At 69.8% G+C, this 16967-nt stretch carries 16 protein-coding genes and 1 pseudogene; 2 read left to right on the forward strand and 15 right to left on the reverse strand.

The window, feature by feature from the left end:
- From HY68_RS44845 to HY68_RS07500, 7 genes are all read right to left on the reverse strand, one after another.
- Nucleotides 1-1505: NADH-quinone oxidoreductase subunit G (locus HY68_RS44845; protein ID WP_041985933.1), on the reverse strand; the 1505-nt coding region annotated here is incomplete at its 3' end.
- Nucleotides 1502-2869 (reverse strand): NADH-quinone oxidoreductase subunit NuoF, encoded by a 1368-nt coding sequence (nuoF, locus tag HY68_RS07475; protein ID WP_041985936.1) that lies wholly within the window; start codon nt 2867-2869, stop codon nt 1502-1504. The genes nuoF and HY68_RS44845, both read right to left, overlap by 4 nt.
- Complete coding sequence (gene nuoE, locus HY68_RS07480; RefSeq protein WP_041985938.1) at nt 2869-3729, reverse strand: NADH-quinone oxidoreductase subunit NuoE; 861 nt, start codon at nt 3727-3729, stop codon at nt 2869-2871. Before nuoE ends, nuoF begins: the two co-directional genes overlap by 1 nt.
- Nucleotides 3726-5057: an NADH-quinone oxidoreductase subunit D gene (locus HY68_RS07485; RefSeq protein WP_041985941.1), complete on the reverse strand. Its 1332-nt coding sequence runs from the start codon at nt 5055-5057 to the stop codon at nt 3726-3728. The genes nuoE and HY68_RS07485 overlap by 4 nt, the downstream gene beginning before the upstream one ends.
- Nucleotides 5057-5815 carry an NADH-quinone oxidoreductase subunit C gene (locus HY68_RS07490; protein ID WP_041985943.1) on the reverse strand — a complete coding sequence of 253 codons (759 nt, stop codon included), beginning with the start codon at nt 5813-5815 and terminating at the stop codon, nt 5057-5059. The genes HY68_RS07485 and HY68_RS07490 overlap by 1 nt, the downstream gene beginning before the upstream one ends.
- Complete coding sequence (locus HY68_RS07495; protein WP_041985945.1) at nt 5812-6366, reverse strand: NADH-quinone oxidoreductase subunit B; 555 nt, start codon at nt 6364-6366, stop codon at nt 5812-5814. The genes HY68_RS07490 and HY68_RS07495 overlap by 4 nt, the downstream gene beginning before the upstream one ends.
- A gap of 19 nt (nt 6367-6385) precedes the next feature.
- Nucleotides 6386-6745 (reverse strand): NADH-quinone oxidoreductase subunit A, encoded by a 360-nt coding sequence (locus HY68_RS07500; RefSeq protein ID WP_030379754.1) that lies wholly within the window; start codon nt 6743-6745, stop codon nt 6386-6388.
- Between the two features lie 705 nt (nt 6746-7450).
- On the opposite strand from HY68_RS07500, the gene HY68_RS07505 reads away from it, so the two are divergent.
- Nucleotides 7451-8278 (forward strand): C40 family peptidase, encoded by an 828-nt coding sequence (locus HY68_RS07505; RefSeq protein ID WP_041985949.1) that lies wholly within the window; start codon nt 7451-7453, stop codon nt 8276-8278.
- Nucleotides 8279-8347: 69 nt separating this feature from the next.
- Here HY68_RS07505 and HY68_RS07510 read toward each other — a convergent pair whose 3' ends face one another.
- The 4 genes from HY68_RS07510 to HY68_RS07525 form a co-directional block, all read right to left on the reverse strand.
- Nucleotides 8348-8803, reverse strand: a complete 456-nt coding sequence (locus HY68_RS07510; RefSeq protein WP_052457037.1) for a hypothetical protein — start codon at nt 8801-8803, stop codon at nt 8348-8350.
- A gap of 88 nt (nt 8804-8891) precedes the next feature.
- The gene (locus HY68_RS07515; protein WP_041985950.1) at nt 8892-10673 is read right to left on the reverse strand and encodes an alpha/beta hydrolase; all 1782 of its coding nucleotides are present in this window, start codon (nt 10671-10673) and stop codon (nt 8892-8894) included.
- Nucleotides 10674-10682: 9 nt separating this feature from the next.
- Nucleotides 10683-11138, reverse strand: coding sequence for a hypothetical protein (locus HY68_RS07520; protein ID WP_041985953.1), 456 nt, complete (start codon nt 11136-11138; stop codon nt 10683-10685).
- Nucleotides 11139-11254: 116 nt separating this feature from the next.
- Nucleotides 11255-12538: a geranylgeranyl reductase family protein gene (locus HY68_RS07525; RefSeq protein WP_041985955.1), complete on the reverse strand. Its 1284-nt coding sequence runs from the start codon at nt 12536-12538 to the stop codon at nt 11255-11257.
- 107 nt (nt 12539-12645) lie between these two features.
- Between HY68_RS07525 and HY68_RS07530 the strand changes: the two genes are divergently transcribed.
- Nucleotides 12646-13176 (forward strand): GNAT family N-acetyltransferase, encoded by a 531-nt coding sequence (locus tag HY68_RS07530; protein ID WP_041995373.1) that lies wholly within the window; start codon nt 12646-12648, stop codon nt 13174-13176.
- A 13-nt stretch (nt 13177-13189) separates the two neighbouring features.
- Here HY68_RS07530 and HY68_RS07535 read toward each other — a convergent pair whose 3' ends face one another.
- The 4 genes and pseudogenes from HY68_RS07535 to HY68_RS43550 all read right to left on the reverse strand — a co-directional run.
- Nucleotides 13190-13882, reverse strand: coding sequence for a demethylmenaquinone methyltransferase (locus HY68_RS07535; RefSeq protein ID WP_078863472.1), 693 nt, complete (start codon nt 13880-13882; stop codon nt 13190-13192).
- Nucleotides 13883-14100: 218 nt separating this feature from the next.
- Nucleotides 14101-14634 (reverse strand): hypothetical protein, encoded by a 534-nt coding sequence (locus HY68_RS07540; protein WP_041995375.1) that lies wholly within the window; start codon nt 14632-14634, stop codon nt 14101-14103.
- A gap of 16 nt (nt 14635-14650) precedes the next feature.
- Nucleotides 14651-15865: a cyclic dehypoxanthinyl futalosine synthase gene (mqnC, locus tag HY68_RS07545; protein WP_041985958.1), complete on the reverse strand. Its 1215-nt coding sequence runs from the start codon at nt 15863-15865 to the stop codon at nt 14651-14653.
- 81 nt (nt 15866-15946) lie between these two features.
- A pseudogene (locus tag HY68_RS43550) lies at nt 15947-16967 on the reverse strand (serine/threonine protein kinase); the annotation flags it as partial.

The following is a 16967-nucleotide window of genomic DNA, read 5'->3' on the forward strand; positions in this document are numbered from 1 at the left end:
GTCAGACCGCCGGGTACCGCGGCCAGCCGCTCACCGACGACGATCACGGCGCCGGGCGCGCGCAGCGCCTCGGACGCAGTCGCGCCGTCGCCGTCGAGTCCGGTGCCGGAGGCGAGCGCGTCCAGCCACTCGGTCTCGGTGCCGGGGGCGGCGGGCAGCAGCGTGCCGCCCGCCTTCGCCAGGCCGGGCGTCGCGTGCGTGGCGAGCGAGAAGGTGCGCTGGCCGTGCTTGCGGTACGCCTTGCGCAGCCGCAGGAAGACGCCGGGCGCCTCCTCCTCGGACTCGAACCCGACGAGCAGGACGGCCGGGGCCTTCTCCAGCTTGGCGTTGGTGACGCCCGTGCCGTCCAGGTCGTGGCCGTGGCCCGCGACCTGGGACGCCAGGAAGTCGGCCTCCTCGCTGCTGTGCACGCGCGCGCGGAAGTCGATGTCGTTGGTGTCGAGGGCGACCCGCGCGAACTTCGCGTACGCGTAGGCGTCCTCGACGGTGAGCCGGCCGCCGGTCAGCACCCCGGCCCTGCCGCGCGCCGCCGCGAGACCGCGGGCGGCGGCCTCCAGCGCCTCGGGCCAGCTGGCGGGTGCCAGGATGCCGTCGTCGCCGCGTACCAGCGGGGTGGTGAGCCGGTCGGGCTTCTGCGCGTAGCGGAAGCCGAACCGCCCCTTGTCGCAGATCCACTCCTCGTTGACCTCGGGGTCGTCGGCAGCCAGCCGCCGCATGACCTTGCCGCGCCGGTGGTCGGTACGGGTCGCGCAACCGCCCGCGCAGTGCTCGCAGACGCTCGGCGACGACACCAGGTCGAAGGGGCGGGAGCGGAACCGGTACGCCGCCGAGGTCAGCGCGCCGACCGGGCAGATCTGGATGGTGTTGCCGGAGAAGTACGAGGCGAACGGGTCGCCCTCGCCGGTGCCGACCTGCTCCAGCGCGCCGCGCTCGATCAGCTCGATCATCGGGTCGCCGGCGACCTGGTTGGAGAACCGGGTGCAGCGGGCGCACAGCACGCAGCGCTCACGGTCGAGCAGCACCTGGGTCGAGATCGGGACCGGCTTCTCGTAGGTGCGCTTGCGGCCTTCGAACCGGGTGTCCGGGTCGCCGACCTGCATGGCCTGGTTCTGCAGCGGGCACTCGCCGCCCTTGTCGCAGACCGGGCAGTCCAGCGGGTGGTTGATGAGCAGCAGCTCCATCACCCCGCGCTGGGCCTTCTCGGCGACGGGCGACGACAGCTGCGACTTGACGACCATGCCGTCGGTGCAGGTGATCGTGCAGGAGGCCATCGGTTTGCGCTGGCCCTCGACCTCCACGATGCACTGCCGGCAGGCGCCGACCGGGTCGAGCAGCGGATGGTCGCAGAAGCGCGGGATCTCGATGCCGAGCAGTTCGGCGGCGCGGATCACCAGGGTCCCCTTGGGGACGGAGATCTCGATGCCGTCGATCGTCAGCGAGACGAGATCTTCCGGCGGGACCGCCGCCTCGCCGCCGCCGGAGGGAGCGGACGTGGTGACTGTCATGCGTTCACCTCCAGGTGCGGGTTGTGCTGGTCTGCCCACACGGTGGACTTCGCGGGGTCGAGGGGGCAGCCCTTGCCGGTGATGTGCTGCTCGTACTCCTCGCGGAAGTACTTGAGCGAGGAGAAGATCGGGGCGGCGGCGCCGTCGCCGAGCGCGCAGAACGACTTGCCGTTGATCGTGTCGGCGATGTCGTTCAGCTTGTCCAGGTCGGACATCTGGCCCTTGCCCGCCTCGATGTCGCGCAGCAACTGGACGAGCCAGTAGGTGCCTTCACGGCACGGCGTGCACTTGCCGCAGGACTCGTGGGCGTAGAACTCGGTCCAGCGGGTGACGGCCCGTACGACACAGGTCGTCTCGTCGAAGCACTGGAGCGCCTTGGTGCCGAGCATGGAGCCGGCCGCGCCGACGCCCTCGTAGTCCAGGGCGACGTCGAGGTGCTCCTCGGTGAACATCGGCGTCGAAGAGCCGCCGGGCGTCCAGAACTTGAGCCGGTGGCCCGCCCTGATGCCGCCGCCCATGTCGAGCAGCTGGCGCAGGGTGAGCCCGAGCGGGCCCTCGTACTGGCCGGGGTTGGCGACGTGGCCGCTGAGCGAGTAGAGCGTGAAGCCCGGGGACTTCTCGCTGCCCATCGATTTGAACCAGTCCTTGCCGCGCTGCAGGATCGCGGGAACGGACGCGATGGACTCCACGTTGTTCACGACAGTGGGGCATGCGTAGAGCCCCGCGACCGCGGGGAAGGGAGGACGCAGCCTGGGCTGTCCGCGACGGCCCTCCAGGGAGTCGAGCAGCGCGGTTTCCTCACCGCAGATGTACGCGCCGGCGCCCGCGTGCACGACGATGTCGAGGTCGAGTCCGCTGCCCAGGATGTCCTTGCCGAGGTAGCCGGCCTCGTACGCCTCGCGCACGGCTTCGTGCAGCCTGCGCAGGACCGGCACGACCTCGCCGCGTACGTAGATGAAGGCGAGCGAGGAGCGGATCGCGTAACAGGCGATCACGATGCCCTCGATGAGGGAGTGCGGGTTGGCGAAGAGGAGCGGCATGTCCTTGCAGGTGCCGGGCTCCGACTCGTCGGCGTTGACGACGAGATAGTGCGGCTTGCCGTCGCCCTGCGGGATGAACTGCCACTTCATCCCGGTCGGGAAGCCGGCGCCGCCACGGCCGCGCAGACCCGCGTCCTTGACGTAAGCGATGAGGTCGTCGGGCGACATCGCGAGGGCCTTCTTCAGTCCCTCGTAGCCGTCGTGCCGCTGGTAGGTGTCCAGCGTCCAGGACTCCGGCTGGTCCCAGAACGCGGACAGGACCGGTGCCAGGAGTTTCTCCGGGCTGGTGCCGTGCTCGTCGACTTCGGTCGGCATGGTCGTCATCACTCCCCCTCCTCGGCTGCGGGCCCGGCGGGGTGCGCGGGGTCGGAGGCCGAGGTGTCCTGCGGTGCGTCGTGCGAGCTGAGGTGCTGGGAGCCGGGCTGCGGTGCGTCCTTGGGAGCGGCCGCGTCGTCCCCGCCGCGCGGCGACACCACACGCTGGGTGCTCTCGCCCCTGGCGAGCCGCAGACCGATCAGCGAGGCGGGTCCCGCGCCGCCGGTCGCCTCGACGGCACCGGGGCGCTCGTCGGGGAACCCGGCGAGGATCCTGGCCGTCTCCTTGTACGTGCACAGCGGTGCGCCACGGGTGGGCGCGACGGGACGACCCTCCCGCAGGTCGTCGACGAGCTGCTTGGCGCTGTCCGGCGTCTGGTTGTCGAAGAACTCCCAGTTGACCATCACCACGGGGGCGAAGTCGCAGGCCGCGTTGCACTCGATGTGTTCGAGGGTGACCTTGCCGTCCTCGGTGGTCTCGTCGTTGCCGACCCCGAGGTGCTGCTTCAGTTCGTCGAAGATGGCGTCGCCGCCCATCACCGCGCAGAGCGTGTTGGTGCAGACGCCGACCTGGTAGTCACCGCTCGGCTTGCGCCGGTACATGGTGTAGAAGGTCGCGACGGCCGTGACCTCGGCGGTCGTCAGGCCGAGTTGGTCGGCGCAGAACGCCATGCCCGTACGGGAGACGTAGCCCTCCTCCGACTGCACGAGGTGCAGCAGCGGCAGCAGCGCCGACCTGGAGCCCGGGTAGCGCGCGATGATCTCCTTCGCGTCGGTCTCCAGCCTGGCCCGCACATCGGCCGGGAAGTCCGGGGCGGGCAGCTGGGGCATCCCCAGGCTGACCTCGGAGTTGGCGGGTGTGGTCGTCACCGGTCGACGCCTCCCATCACGGGGTCGATGGACGCGACAGCGACGATGACGTCGGCGACCTGGCCGCCCTCACACATCGCGGCCATGGCCTGGAGATTGGTGAAGGACGGGTCCCTGAAGTGGACCCGGTACGGGCGCGTGCCCCCGTCGGAGACGACGTGCGCGCCGAGTTCGCCCTTGGGCGACTCGACCGCCGCGTACGCCTGTCCCGCCGGGACGCGGAAGCCCTCCGTCACCAGTTTGAAGTGATGGATCAGAGCCTCCATGGACGTGCCCATGATGTTCTTGATGTGGTCGAGCGAGTTGCCGAGTCCGTCCGGGCCGAGCGCGAGCTGCGCGGGCCAGGCGATCTTCTTGTCCGCGACCATGACCGGGCCGGGTTCGAGCCGGTCCAGGATCTGCTCGACGATCCGCAGCGACTGCCGCATCTCCTCAAGCCGGATCAGGAAGCGGCCGTAGGAGTCGCAGGTCTCCGCGGTCGGGATCTCGAAGTCGTAGTTCTCGTAGCCGCAGTACGGGTCGGACTTGCGCAGGTCGTGCGGGAGTCCGGCGGCCCGCAGGATCGGCCCCGTAGCGCCGAGCGCCATGCAGCCCGCCAGGTCGAGGTAACCGACGTCCTGCATACGGGCCTTGAAGATGGGGTTGCCGGTGGCGAGCTTGTCGTACTCCGGCAGGTTCTTGCGGAGCGTCTTGAGCATCCCGCGCAGATGGTCGACGGCGCCGGCCGGCAGGTCCTGGGCGAGGCCGCCGGGGCGGATGAACGCGTGGTTCATGCGCAGCCCGGTGATCAGCTCGTAGGCGTCGAGAATCAGTTCACGATCGCGGAAGCCGTAGATCATGATCGTGGTCGCGCCGAGCTCCATACCGCCGGTGGCGATGGCGACCAGGTGCGAGGAGAGCCGGTTCAGCTCCATCAGCAGGACGCGGATGGCGGTGGCCCGGTCCGGGATCTGGTCCTCGATGCCGAGCAGCTTCTCCACGCCGAGGCAGTACGCCGTCTCGTTGAAGAACGACGTCAGGTAGTCCATGCGCGTGACGAACGTGGTGCCCTGCGTCCACGTGCGGTATTCGAGGTTCTTCTCGATGCCGGTGTGCAGGTAACCGATGCCGCAGCGGGCCTCGGTGACGGTCTCGCCGTCGATCTCCAGGATCAGCCGCAGCACGCCGTGCGTGGACGGGTGCTGCGGGCCCATGTTGACGACGATGCGCTCGTCGTCGCTCTTGACCGCCGATTCGACGACCTCGTCCCAGTCGCCGCCGGTGACCGTGTAGACGGTGCCCTCGGTCGTGGCGCGGGGAGTCGCGTGCGGAGCTTGGGGAGTTGACATCAGGAGTACGACCTCCGCTGGTCCGGAGCCGGGATCTGGGCGCCCTTGTACTCGACGGCGATACCGCCGAGCGGATAGTCCTTGCGCTGCGGGAAGCCCTGCCAGTCGTCCGGCATCATGATCCGGGTCAGGGCCGGGTGACCGTCGAAGATCAGGCCGAAGAAGTCGTACGTCTCGCGCTCGTGCCAGTCGTTGGTCGGATAGATCTCGACCAGGGACGGCACGTGCGGGTCGGCGTCGGGGGCCGACACCTCCAGGCGGATCAGCCGGCTGTGGGTGATCGAGCGCAGGTGGTAGACGGCGTGCAGCTCGCGGCCCTTGTCACCGAGGTAGTGGACGCCCGACACCCCCGTACACAGCTCGAAGCGCAGCGCCGGGTCGTCACGCAGGGTGCGCGCGACCTGGACCAGATGCTCACGGGCGATGTGGAAGGTCATCTCGCCGCGGTCGACGACCGTCTTCTCGATCGCGTTCTCGGGCAGGAGTCCCTGCTCGTCGAGGGCGCCTTCGAGTTCGTCGGCGATCTCGTCGAAGACGCCGTCCCGGCCGCCGTACGGACGTGACGAGGCGCCCGGGAGGGCCACGGGCCTGACGAGTCCGCCGTAGCCGGAGGTGTCGCCGCCGTTCTCGGCGCCGAACATCCCCCGCTTGACCCGGATGACCTCGGCGGCCTGGTTCCGCTCGGAGGGAACGTTCTTGCCGGATCCGTTCTGCCCGGACCCGTTCGCCGCTTCGGCGGATCGCTGCTCGTCGGTCACCGCAGCAGCCCCTTCATCTCGATGGTGGGGAGCGCCTTGAGGGCCGCTTCCTCCGCCTCGCGGGCGGCTTCCTCCGCGTTGACGCCGAGCTTGCCGTCCTTGATCTTCGCGTGGAGCTTGAGGATCGCGTCCATCAGCATCTCGGGCCGCGGCGGGCAGCCGGGCAGATAGATGTCGACGGGGACGACGTGGTCGACACCCTGGACGATGGCGTAGTTGTTGAACATGCCGCCCGACGAGGCGCAGACCCCCATGGAGATCACCCACTTGGGGTTGGGCATCTGGTCGTAGACCTGCCGCAGCACGGGCGCCATCTTCTGGCTCACCCGGCCTGCGACGATCATCAGGTCGGCCTGGCGCGGCGAGCCGCGGAAGACCTCCATCCCGAACCGTGCCAGGTCGTACCGTCCGGCACCCGTCGTCATCATCTCGATGGCACAGCAGGCAAGGCCGAAGGTCGCGGGGAACATGGACGAACTCCGCACCCAGCCCTGCGCCTGTTCGACGGTGGTCAGCAGGAAACCGCTCGGCAGCTTCTCTTCGAGTCCCATTGGTGGCCCCTCAGCCCCTCTAGTCCCATTCCAGACCGCCCCGCCGCCACACATACGCGTAGGCGACGAAGACGGTGAGCACGAAGAGCAGCATCTCCACGAGCCCGAAAATCCCCAGGGAGTCGAAAGTGACCGCCCAGGGGTAAAGGAAGACGATCTCGATGTCGAAGACGATGAAGAGCATCGCCGTCAGGTAGTACTTGATGGGGAAGCGACCGCCCCCGGCGGGTGTCGGCGTCGGTTCGATCCCGCACTCGTACGCTTCAAGTTTCGCCCTGTTGTACCGTTTTGGGCCGATAAGCGTGGCCATCACCACGGAGAAGATCGCAAACCCAGCTCCGAGGGCGCCGAGCACGAGGATGGGCGCGTAGGCATTCACGCTCCTCAGCTCCTTCCAGTCGTCCTTGACCGATGGACCGCAGCGGGCTTTTCGCTCGCCACCCCACGAAGATCGCTTACATGTGAGGCAGTTCACAAGCCCGGCTGCCCCGCATCCTATGCCTGGTGGTCTGTGATCTGCGACACGGGGTGCGACAAGGGCTTTGTGATCTCCACCACCCGGCCGAGGATCATGAAGTCGGATGAGCGGAAGCCGTCCCACGTGAGGCGCCCGAACGGTCACCCGACGTCACAACGGCGGGCGTTGCCGCTGGTCGTGGCCGCCCGCCTCTATCAAGCGGTGCTCGATACAGGCAAATTGGCGATGGACGGCTTTTGGGTGATAAGGCGCTCGCGCTCACCCGGTCGAGGGGGTCGCGCGGAGCGAGGTGGACACGTGCGCGCATTCACGAGCGACGGGTCCGGACAATTCCCACCCGCGCGTGCCGACGGTGTGACCTGTACCACGTCGCGCAGATGGCGGAAAAGCGGGGCTTGGCCAACCGTGTGAAGGGATGGTAGGCGGCGGGCAATTCGGGCGTTTAGCTGAAAGGCCGTGATCATGCCCGTGATCGCGACTGCCCGTTTTGCCCGTTACGGCGTCAATAAAGGCCCCGAATAAGCGGATTCACAGATTCCGAACGTAACTGTGGCGCAACACACCTTGCTTGACGGCAACCCGGGAACCCCTGATACGGGTTGTCCCATGTCCCACACCGCTCTCATACGAAGCCACCGGAAGCCCCGCCAGAGTGCGTCGAGAACCGCGCTCCGTGCCGGAGTTGCCGGTGGCGTCCTCAGCACCATCGCGGTGGCAGGTGCTGCCGGCCCGGCGAACGCCGAGCCGGTGACCCAGACCATCGAGATCCCCACGCTCACCACCGGGTTGGCGGGCAGCGCGGCACAGTCCGCCGAAGCCACCCAGCAGATCGCGCTCACCCTGGAACTTCAGGCCCAGGAAGACGCGGCAGCCACCAAGGCGGCACACGCCGCCAAGAAGGCGCACGCCGAGGCCGAGCGCAAGGCCGAAGCGAAGAAGAAGGCGGAGAGGGCGGAGAAGGCCGCCCGCGCGAAGGCCGCCGAGCGCGCCTCTCGCACCACGGAACGCACCACCCTCACCGCGACCACCACCGCGGCCTCCACGTCCGACTCGGGCTCGTACAGCGCCTCCACGGCCTCCGGCTCGGCCGGCGCCGTGGTCGCCTTCGCGAAGGCGCAGCTCGGCGACGCGTACGTGATGGGCTCCACGGGCCCCAACGCCTGGGACTGCTCGGGCCTGGTCCAGGCGGCCTACCGCTCGGTCGGCGTCGACCTCCCCCGGGTCTCCGGCTCGCAGTCGACGGCCGGCACCCAGGTCTCCCTGAGCAACCTCCAGCCGGGCGACATCCTCTACTGGGGCGGCGCGGGCAGCGCGTACCACACGGGGATCTACGTGGGCGACGGCCAGTTCGTCGGCGCGCAGAACCCGAGCACGGGAGTGGTGGAGAAGTCCCTGGACTGGGACCCGCCGTCGGGCGCGGTCCGCGTCCTCTGACGCACCACACACCGGACACACGCGAAAGGCCCGCACCCGACGGGGGGTGCGGGCCTTTCGCGTACGGGGTTACGCCGTACCTGAGCCCTCGGTGCGGAAACATCTGGAATACACGTCGACCGAGATCAGTGGGTCGTGACCGTCGAGTCCCCTCATCCAGGTGACCTCAAGCTGGGAACTGGTGGCCATGTGGACGGCCAGGATCTCGCGGTTCTTGTTCTTGCTGGAGTCCGCGCCGTCCTTGACGACCTTCCAGCCGCGTGCGGGCAGCGAGTCGGCAAGGCTGTCCATCGCCTTCCGCAGCGCGTTGTCGCTCAGCCCGTAGAGCGACCACGGATGTCGCACTCTGCGCAACGTGGTGTCGTCGTCCGAGCAGGCGCCGTCCGCCGGACCCGGCTTCGTGACCTGGCCTTTGGTGTCCGTCATGTCGAGGACCTGGCTGGAGAGCGTACCGATCTCGTCCTCCACGGCCCGGCTGTCGCGCGTCCGCGGTTCGTACCCGATTCCGTCCGTGTCTTTGCCCATGGCAGAACACCCCATCGCCAGCGTCAGAGAACCCAGTAGCGCCAGACCCGCCAAGGCGCGTTTCCCGTTCATGTGAGCCTTCGGCACGCTATTCCTCGAGTGTGACGTCGCCATACCTACCTACCACGACTCTCGCTTGGTTCTCCAAGCTGACCGATGCCCTGCCGTCGTGCTCGTCCCAGAAGGCGCCATGGTCGCCGGCGTCCGATTGCATGATGTTCGCGCCGAACGGCGGGTCCGTGGGGAGCACCAAGTCGCCGGCGAGTCCCATGACCCGACCCCCTTGCCGGACGATGTGGTCGTCGGTGCCGCCCGCCATGGCCCACATGTGGCCGGGTCTGACCCCGAGATCGGCCGCGCGGTCCGCCTGCATGCCCGGGCTGCCCGCGACCAGGACGTCGTCGGCCGCCAGCGGGCCGTCCGGGTAGGTCCCCTGCTGGGCGGCGTCTCCGATGAGCGTGCTGCCGTAGCTGTGGCCGATGAGCGTGGTGTGGGCCGTGCCACCCGTCGCTGCCTGGTGTGCTGCGGCGTTTCCGTCCAGGAATTGACGGAGGGTCGGTCCGCCTGTCTCGGCATACGTGTCGTGCGTGGCCGCCTGAATCCCGTCCGGGGCGTTGTAGTCGAACCAGGTGATGGTGGAGATGCTCTCGCCGGGCGCCAGGACGGAACTCTGCCGCCACAGTGAGCTGCCCCGGTTCAGATTGCCGCCGATGCCCTCCAGATTGGTTCCGGTGCCCGGGACGTAGATCGCCGTGTGGTCGGCCGTGTCCGGGTTGCCGTTGGCCAGGATGACCTTTCCGTCACCCTTCCCCCGGGCGTCGAAACCCAGGAGGTACGCCTCGGGGAGACTCCTGCTCCCGGTGTCGTCGAAGCGCTGCTGAATCGCGTTCATGCCCTTCAGCGCGGCTTCCAGACGCGCGTGTTCGGCGCCGTACTTGGCGTTCCACGCCGACCACTCGGGGTTGTAGCGCGCGTTCGCGATTTTCGGTGGCTCCGGCGGGATCGCGGCCAGCCTCACCCCGTAATCACCTTGCGTCTCGTCCAGCACCGTACGGTTGGCCTCGTCGCGCGCGTCGGCGGGAAGACCGTCCAGCGCACCGACCCGGTCGGGGAATGCCGAGAGGTAGTCGGCTCTCTGCGCCGCCGACAGACCTTTCCACCAGGCCGCGTTGTCCTCAGGAGTACCGCCCTCGGGCGGCGCCCCGATCTCCGCCAGATAGGCACCGGCGTCCTTGCGGACCCCACGCATGTCCTTCCCCGCGTCGGACCAGTCCCCCGCGGAGACCGTCAGGTCGTCGTCCGCCAGCAGCTTCCACAGTTGCGGCGTCCACTTCTGGTCGGCCTCCGTCGCCTCCTGAAGGGCCTCCGCGATCCGGTCCGCGCATTCGTGCGCGTATACCGCGTTGGGGTTGGGGTCAAAGTTCGCAGCCTGGCGACCGACCGCCCCGGCCACATCGGAGGTCGTACCGTTCGAAACGCCGCCCTGCGGCTTCGCGCCGTCCGAATCGGGGCCCGCCGCCGGATAGCTGACCGATCCGTCGGCCCCCACCGTGAACTGCCGCGTGCGCGCGTCCTCCAAGGCGGCTTCCAGTTTGGTCTGCGCGGGCCGTACCTCGGAGGCGAACGCGTTCAACGCGGTACTGACAAGACCGCACTCGACCTGGATGTAGTGGAAATCCTCCGCCAGCGCCTGGAGTTGCTCCACCGCGGCTTCAAGGGCCGCTCCCCCGAGCGACCCCCGCATCTTGGCCGCGATCTGGTTCTCCACGGTGTCCTTGGCCTGGGAAGCCATGTCACTGGTCGCGCGGTAGCCGTCCGCAGCCCCCTCGTACGCGGCCGGCTTGAGAGCTTTCAGCGAGGCGAGATCCACGGTCCTGGCTCACCCGCCCTGGCTCTGGTCGGCGTTCGCGGTGTCCTTGTACCGGGCGCCGAGTGCCTGGAACGCCTTCTCGATCGCTTGGGTGTTCTCGTCCTGGCGGGCGCCCGTCTGTTCGAGCAGCGTCGCCAGGGCCTCGCAGCGACCGCTCGCCAGATCCAGATACCGCGTCCACGACGTGGCGACCGCGGCCTGGGCCACCGCGCTCTCCACTCCACCGACCGCGTCGCCCCAGCCGCCCAGCTCCCCTTGCGCCTGGTCCAGGGCCGTACGTGCCTTCTTGATGTCGCCCCTCAGCAGACCGACGCCGTGCCCTGCCGCCGACCACGCGGCCTTGTTCGTCTGCACGCCGCCGGAACCGGTCCAGTCAGGGCCCTCGTCGTCGGCACTGGCGAGCGTCATTCCTGAGCCCGACGACGCGTGTCTGATCTGTGCCCACTCCGCCTCGAAGGTGGCCATACTCCGTAACCCCACTCTGTAAGAAGGCCGTGCACAACGGCCTTGAGCTTACGGAGCGTGCCGGGACGACGACATGAGTTGTCGTACTCAGTCGAGCGGTCGGCAGAACGGCCGGGTCAGGCCTTCGGGGCTACCTTTGTCAGGCCGTTGATGATGCGGTCCATCGCGTCGCCGCCCGTCGGGTCCGTCAGGTTCGCCAGCATCTTCAGGGTGAAGCGCATCAGCATCGGGTGGGTCAGGCCGCGTTGGGCCGCGATCTTCATGATCTTGGGGTTGCCGATGAGCTTCACGAAGGCGCGGCCCAGGGTGTAGTAGCCGCCGTAGGTGTCCTTGAGGACCTTCGGGTAGCGCTGGAGGGCCAGTTCGCGCTGGGCCGGGGTCGCGCGGGAGACCGCCTGGACCATCACGTCGGCGGCGATCTGGCCCGACTCCATCGCGTAGGCGATGCCCTCGCCGTTGAACGGGTTGATCAGGCCGCCCGCGTCGCCGACGAGCAACAGGCCCTTCGTGTAGTGCGGCTGGCGGTTGAAGGCCATCGGGAGGGCGGCGCCGCGGATCGGCATCGTCATGTTCTCCGGGACGTAGCCCCAGTCCGCCGGCATCGAGGCGCACCAGGCCTTCAGCACCTCGCGCCAGTCCAGCTCGCGGAAGGCGGCGGAGGAGTCGAGGATGCCGAGGCCCACGTTGGACGTACCGTCGCCCATGCCGAAGATCCAGCCGTAGCCGGGCAGCAGCCGGTCCTGCGGGCCGCGCCTGTCCCACAGCTCCAGCCAGGACTCCAGGTAGTCGTCGTCGTGGCGCGGCGAGGTGAAGTACGTGCGGACGGCGACGCCCATCGGGCGGTCCTCGCGGCGGTGCAGGCCCATCGCGAGCGACAGCCGGGTGGAGTTGCCGTCGGCAGCGACCACGAGCGGCGCGTGGAAGGTGACCGGGGTCTTCTCCTCACCGAGCTTCGCGTTGACGCCGGTGATGTGGCCCGTGCGCTCGTCGAGGATCGGCGCGCCCACGTTGCAGCGCTCGTACAGCCGGGCGCCGGCCTTCTGCGCCTGCCGGGCCAGCTGCTCGTCGAAGTCGTCGCGCTTGCGGACGAGTCCGTAGTCCGGGTACGTGGCGAGGTCCGGCCAGTCGAGCTGGAGCCGCACACCGCCGCCGATGATCCGCAGGCCCTTGTTGCGCAGCCAGCCCGCCTCTTCGGAGATGTCGATGCCCATGGACACCAACTGCTTCGTGGCGCGCGGGGTGAGCCCGTCGCCACAGACCTTCTCGCGCGGGAACGCCGTCTTCTCCAGCAGCAGGACGTCGAGTCCCGCCTTGGCGAGGTAGTACGCGGTGGTCGAGCCGGCCGGGCCCGCACCGACGACGATCACATCTGCGGTGTTCTCGGAGAGGGGCTCGGTCACAGCGGGTTCTCCCGAAGACTGGAAATGACGTACCGGACGGCACTGGACGTGTGCAGTCTATGGGTGCGTACTGATCCAACAGTTGAAGGGCCGCCATCGTGAACGACATGACAGGACAGGTGCCCGCCGTACGGCTGCGCGTCCCCACCGAGGAGGACGCCCTCGTCTGGCACCGGATCTTCGCCGACCCCGACGTGATGGAGTTCCACGGCGGCGCCCCCGCCGAGCTGTCGGTGTACGAGGAGCTCACGGCGCGCCAGCGGCGGCACGACGCCGAACGCGGCTTCTGCCTCTGGAGCGTGCTGGACGACAGCGGTGAGGTGATCGGCTTCACCGGCGCCCAGCCGTGGCCGCACGAGACCCAGGGCCCGGTCGGCGAGATCGAGATCGGCTGGCGGCTGGCCAGGGCCGCCTGGGGCCACGGCTACGTCACGGCCGCCGCCCGGCAGACCCTGGACCGGGTACGGGCCGCCGGGGTCGGCGAGGTCGTGGCGATGGTCAACTCCCGCAACGAGCGCTCCATAGCGGTGACCCGGCGGCTGGGGATGGAACTCGCCGAGACCTACCCGTTCAGCAGGGAGCGGCAGGGCGGCGAGACCGAGGAACTGCTGGCGCTGTGTTTCCGGCTGAAGCTGTGAGGCACCGGCCGGGTCAGACGCGTACGCCCCTGTGCAGTGCCACCACTCCGCCCGTCAGGTTCCGCCACGCCACCTTCGACCAGCCGGCCCGCTGGAGCTTCGCCGCCAGCGCCGGCTGGTCGGGCCAGTCGCGGATCGACTCGGCGAGGTAGACGTACGCGTCGGGGTTGGAGGACACGGCGCGCGCCGTCGGCGGCAGCGCGCGCATCAGGTACTCCTCGTAGACGGTCCTGAACGGCGCCCACGTCGGATGGGAGAACTCACAGATGACGACACGGCCGCCGGGCTTCGTCACCCGGAACAGCTCGCTCAGCGCCCGATCCGTGTCCTGGACGTTGCGCAGTCCGAAGGAGATCGTCACCGCGTCGAAGACCTCGTCGGCGAAGGGCAGTTTCGTCGCGTCCCCGGCCGTGAACGGCATCCAGGGGTGGCGGTTCTTGCCCTCGCGCAGCATGCCCTGCGAGAAGTCGCACGGCACCACGTAGGCGCCGGTCGCGGCGAAGGGCTGCGAGGAGGTGGCGGTGCCCGCGGCCAGGTCGAGGACCTTCTCGGCGGGGCGCGCGTCGACCGCCTTCGCGACCTCCTTGCGCCACAGCCGGGCCTGGCCGAGCGAGAGCACGTCGTTGGTGAGGTCGTACTTGGCCGCCACGTCGTCGAACATCGAGGCGACTTCGTGCGGCTGCTTGTCCAGGGATGCTCGGGTCACCCGCCCATTCAAGCAGCCCCGGCCCCACGCGTACGGCGCGCCCTAGGGAGTGTCCGCGAAGTATCGTCGTCCGCCCTCGGGGCGGGGCTCGCGGGGGCTGGTGCGTGCGATCGCAAGGCGCCGATGTGCCCTCGTAGCGGAGCTACTTGGGCAGGTCGGCAACGCGGCGAGGCGCGGCACCAGGGCGCGCGAGCCCGGCAAGATCCAAACGACAGACCCTAGGCGCGGCGGAACACCAGCCGGCCGCCGAGTACCGTCACCAGGCAGCCGCCGTCGTCGGCGAGGACCGCGAAGTCGGCGTCGGCGTCGACGGCCAGCGGCCTGGCGGCGGCGCGCAGGCCGGAGCGTTCCACCGCCGTGCGGACCGAGGCGCGGGCGAACGGGCCCGCGAGCGCCGTCACCCCGCGCGCCAGCAGCCGCTGCACGCCACGGCGCGCGCTCGCGCCCCAGCGGGTGTCCGTGAGGTCCAGCGCGGCGAGTGCGGCGCCGGTCAGCGGCTCCGTGCCGAGGTCGGCCGCCTCGCGCGGATCGGGCCAGTAGGCCGCCTCCAGCAGGGCGGCGCCGTCGGGCTCGTACCGGCCGGGGCCGAGCACGCCGTGCCACTCACGGACCCGGGCCCGCTCCCCGTACCGGGCGAGCAGTTCTTCGTACGGCCCGAGCGCCGCGATCCGTCCGCCGTCGACGACGACCGCCTGTCCCGGGGTGACGGGCCCGTCCCACTCGGCACGCAGCCCGCCCCACGGGTGATGGATCGTCAGCACGCCCGGCTCAGTTGGCGCTGAGCAGCTTCAGCTCGGGGTGCGCCGTACCGCCCTCGATCGCCGTGGACGAGATGTGCGAGACCACCCGGGCGTCGACCGGGTCGTTCGCCGGGTCGTCGTGCACGACGATGTGCTCGTACGTCGTGGCGCGCTGCGCCGGCACCCGGCCCGCCTTGCGGATCAGGTCGATGATCTCCAGGCGGTTGGAGCGGTGCTTGGCGCCCGCCGACGAGACGACGTTCTCCTCCAGCATGATCGAGCCGAGGTCGTCGGCGCCGTAGTGCAGGGAGAGCTGGCCGACCTCCTTGCCCGTGGTCAGCCAGGAGCCCTGGATATGGGCCACGTTGTCGAGGAAGATCCGGGCGATGGCGATCATCCGCAGGTACTCGAAGAGCGTGGCCTGCGTCTGGCCCTTCAGGTGGTTGTTCTCGGGCTGGTAGGTGTACGGGATGAAGGCGCGGAAGCCGCCCGTCCGGTCCTGCACGTCGCGGATCATCCGCAGGTGTTCGATCCGCTCGGCGTTGGTCTCGCCCGTGCCCATCAGCATCGTGGACGTCGACTCGACACCGAGACCGTGCGCGGTCTCCATGATCTCCAGCCAGCGCTCGCCGGACTCCTTGAGCGGCGCGATCGCCGTGCGAGGCCGCGCGGGCAGCAGCTCGGCGCCGGCGCCCGCGAAGGAGTCGAGGCCGGCCGCGTGGATCCGGCTGATCGCCTCTTCGGCGGAGACACCCGAGATGCGGGCCATGTGCTCGATCTCGGAGGCGCCGAGGGAGTGGATGACCAGCTGCGGGAACGCCTTCTTGATCGCGGAGAAGTGCTCCTCGTAGTACTCGACACCGAAGTCCGGGTGGTGGCCGCCCTGGAACATGATCTGCGTGCCGCCGAGTTCGACGGTCTCCGCGCAGCGGCGCAGGATGTCGTCGAGGTCGCGGGTCCAGCCCTTCTCGGTGTCCTTGGGCGCGGCGTAGAACGCGCAGAACTTGCACGCCGTCACACACAGGTTGGTGTAGTTGATGTTGCGCTCGATGATGTACGTCGCGATGTGCTCCGTACCGGCGTAGCGGCGGCGGCGCACGGCGTCGGCGGCCGAGCCCAGCGCGTGCAGCGGGGCCGAGCGGTAGAGGTCGAGCGCTTCCTCGGGGGTGATGCGCCCGCCTGCGGCGGCGCGGTCGAGGACTCCAGTGACTTCCACGGGCGTGAGGGCGGCCTTCTCGGTCACTGGCGCGGGTCCTTCCCAAGGGGGGGTTGCGAGGTCCGATCCAGCGTACGCCAGGGTGCCCCGGCGGCCGGGGCACGGGGCTCACTGCCTGGTCAACGTGCCGGTCGGGTCGCCCGCCGCGTCCTCCTGCGACTCGTAGCGCAGGCTGTCCGCGCGGGTGAGGGTGAAGGTGAGCGGGGCGGCGGCCGAGCTGGTGCACAGGTCGGCGGTGCCGGGACGGTCCGGGTCGGGGCGCTCGTCGACCCGCAGCCGCTTGTCGGTCGCGGAGACGAGCTTGCCGATGCCGTAGCAGTGCACGGTCGTGCCGAGCAGGGAGAAGCTGCTGGTCGTACGGACCACATCCGTACCGACGGCTCCCTTGCTGAACTCGACGAGGTAGTCGCCGTGCGGCAGTCCGCCGCTTTCGACGGTGGGGCCCGACCAGGTGCCGACGAACGACTTGGGCAGTTCGGACAGGGCCGAGGGCGCGGGCGGGCCGCCCGGATCAGGTGTGCCGCCCGGCTCGGGTGTGCCGGTCGGGTCGGGGGAGGTCGACGGGCCGGAGGACGCCGAAGGGGCCGAGCCGCCCGGCGTGGCCGCCGGGTCCGACGTCTTCGGTGTGCCGCCGACGCTGCCGTGGTCCGCCGTGGTGTCCCGGTCGTCGCCCTGGCCCGGCATGAGCCCGGCCAGGTAACCGCCGCCGATCATGACCGCGGCCAGCGCGCCCGCGACGGCGAGCGCCACCGTGCAACTGACCTTGCGGCGGGGCCCGGCGGTACCCGCGGCGGTCGAAGCGCCCTGCGGGCCGTGGCCGTTGAGGCGGGTGCCCGGCCCGGCGCCGGCCTCGAAGGAGAACGACACCGCCCGGTCGGGCCGCCGCGGATCCGGCACCGGCTCGACGGGGTCGCCGAACACCCCGAGCGGCGGCGCCGTACCGAGCGGCCCCGGGCCGTTGCCCGTTCCGTTCCCGGTTCCGTTCCCCGTTCCCTGGCCGGGGCCCTGGAGCGAGTCGTTGGTGAACGGTACGAGCCCGGTCGGCGCTGGCGCCGAGGGCTCCAGGTCCAGCAGTTGGACGACCGCGCGGCTGACCTCCTCGACCAGCGGCCCCGGCAGCCAGCCGGCC

It is taken from the genome of Streptomyces sp. AcH 505 (assembly GCF_000818175.1).
Lineage (GTDB): Bacteria > Actinomycetota > Actinomycetes > Streptomycetales > Streptomycetaceae > Streptomyces.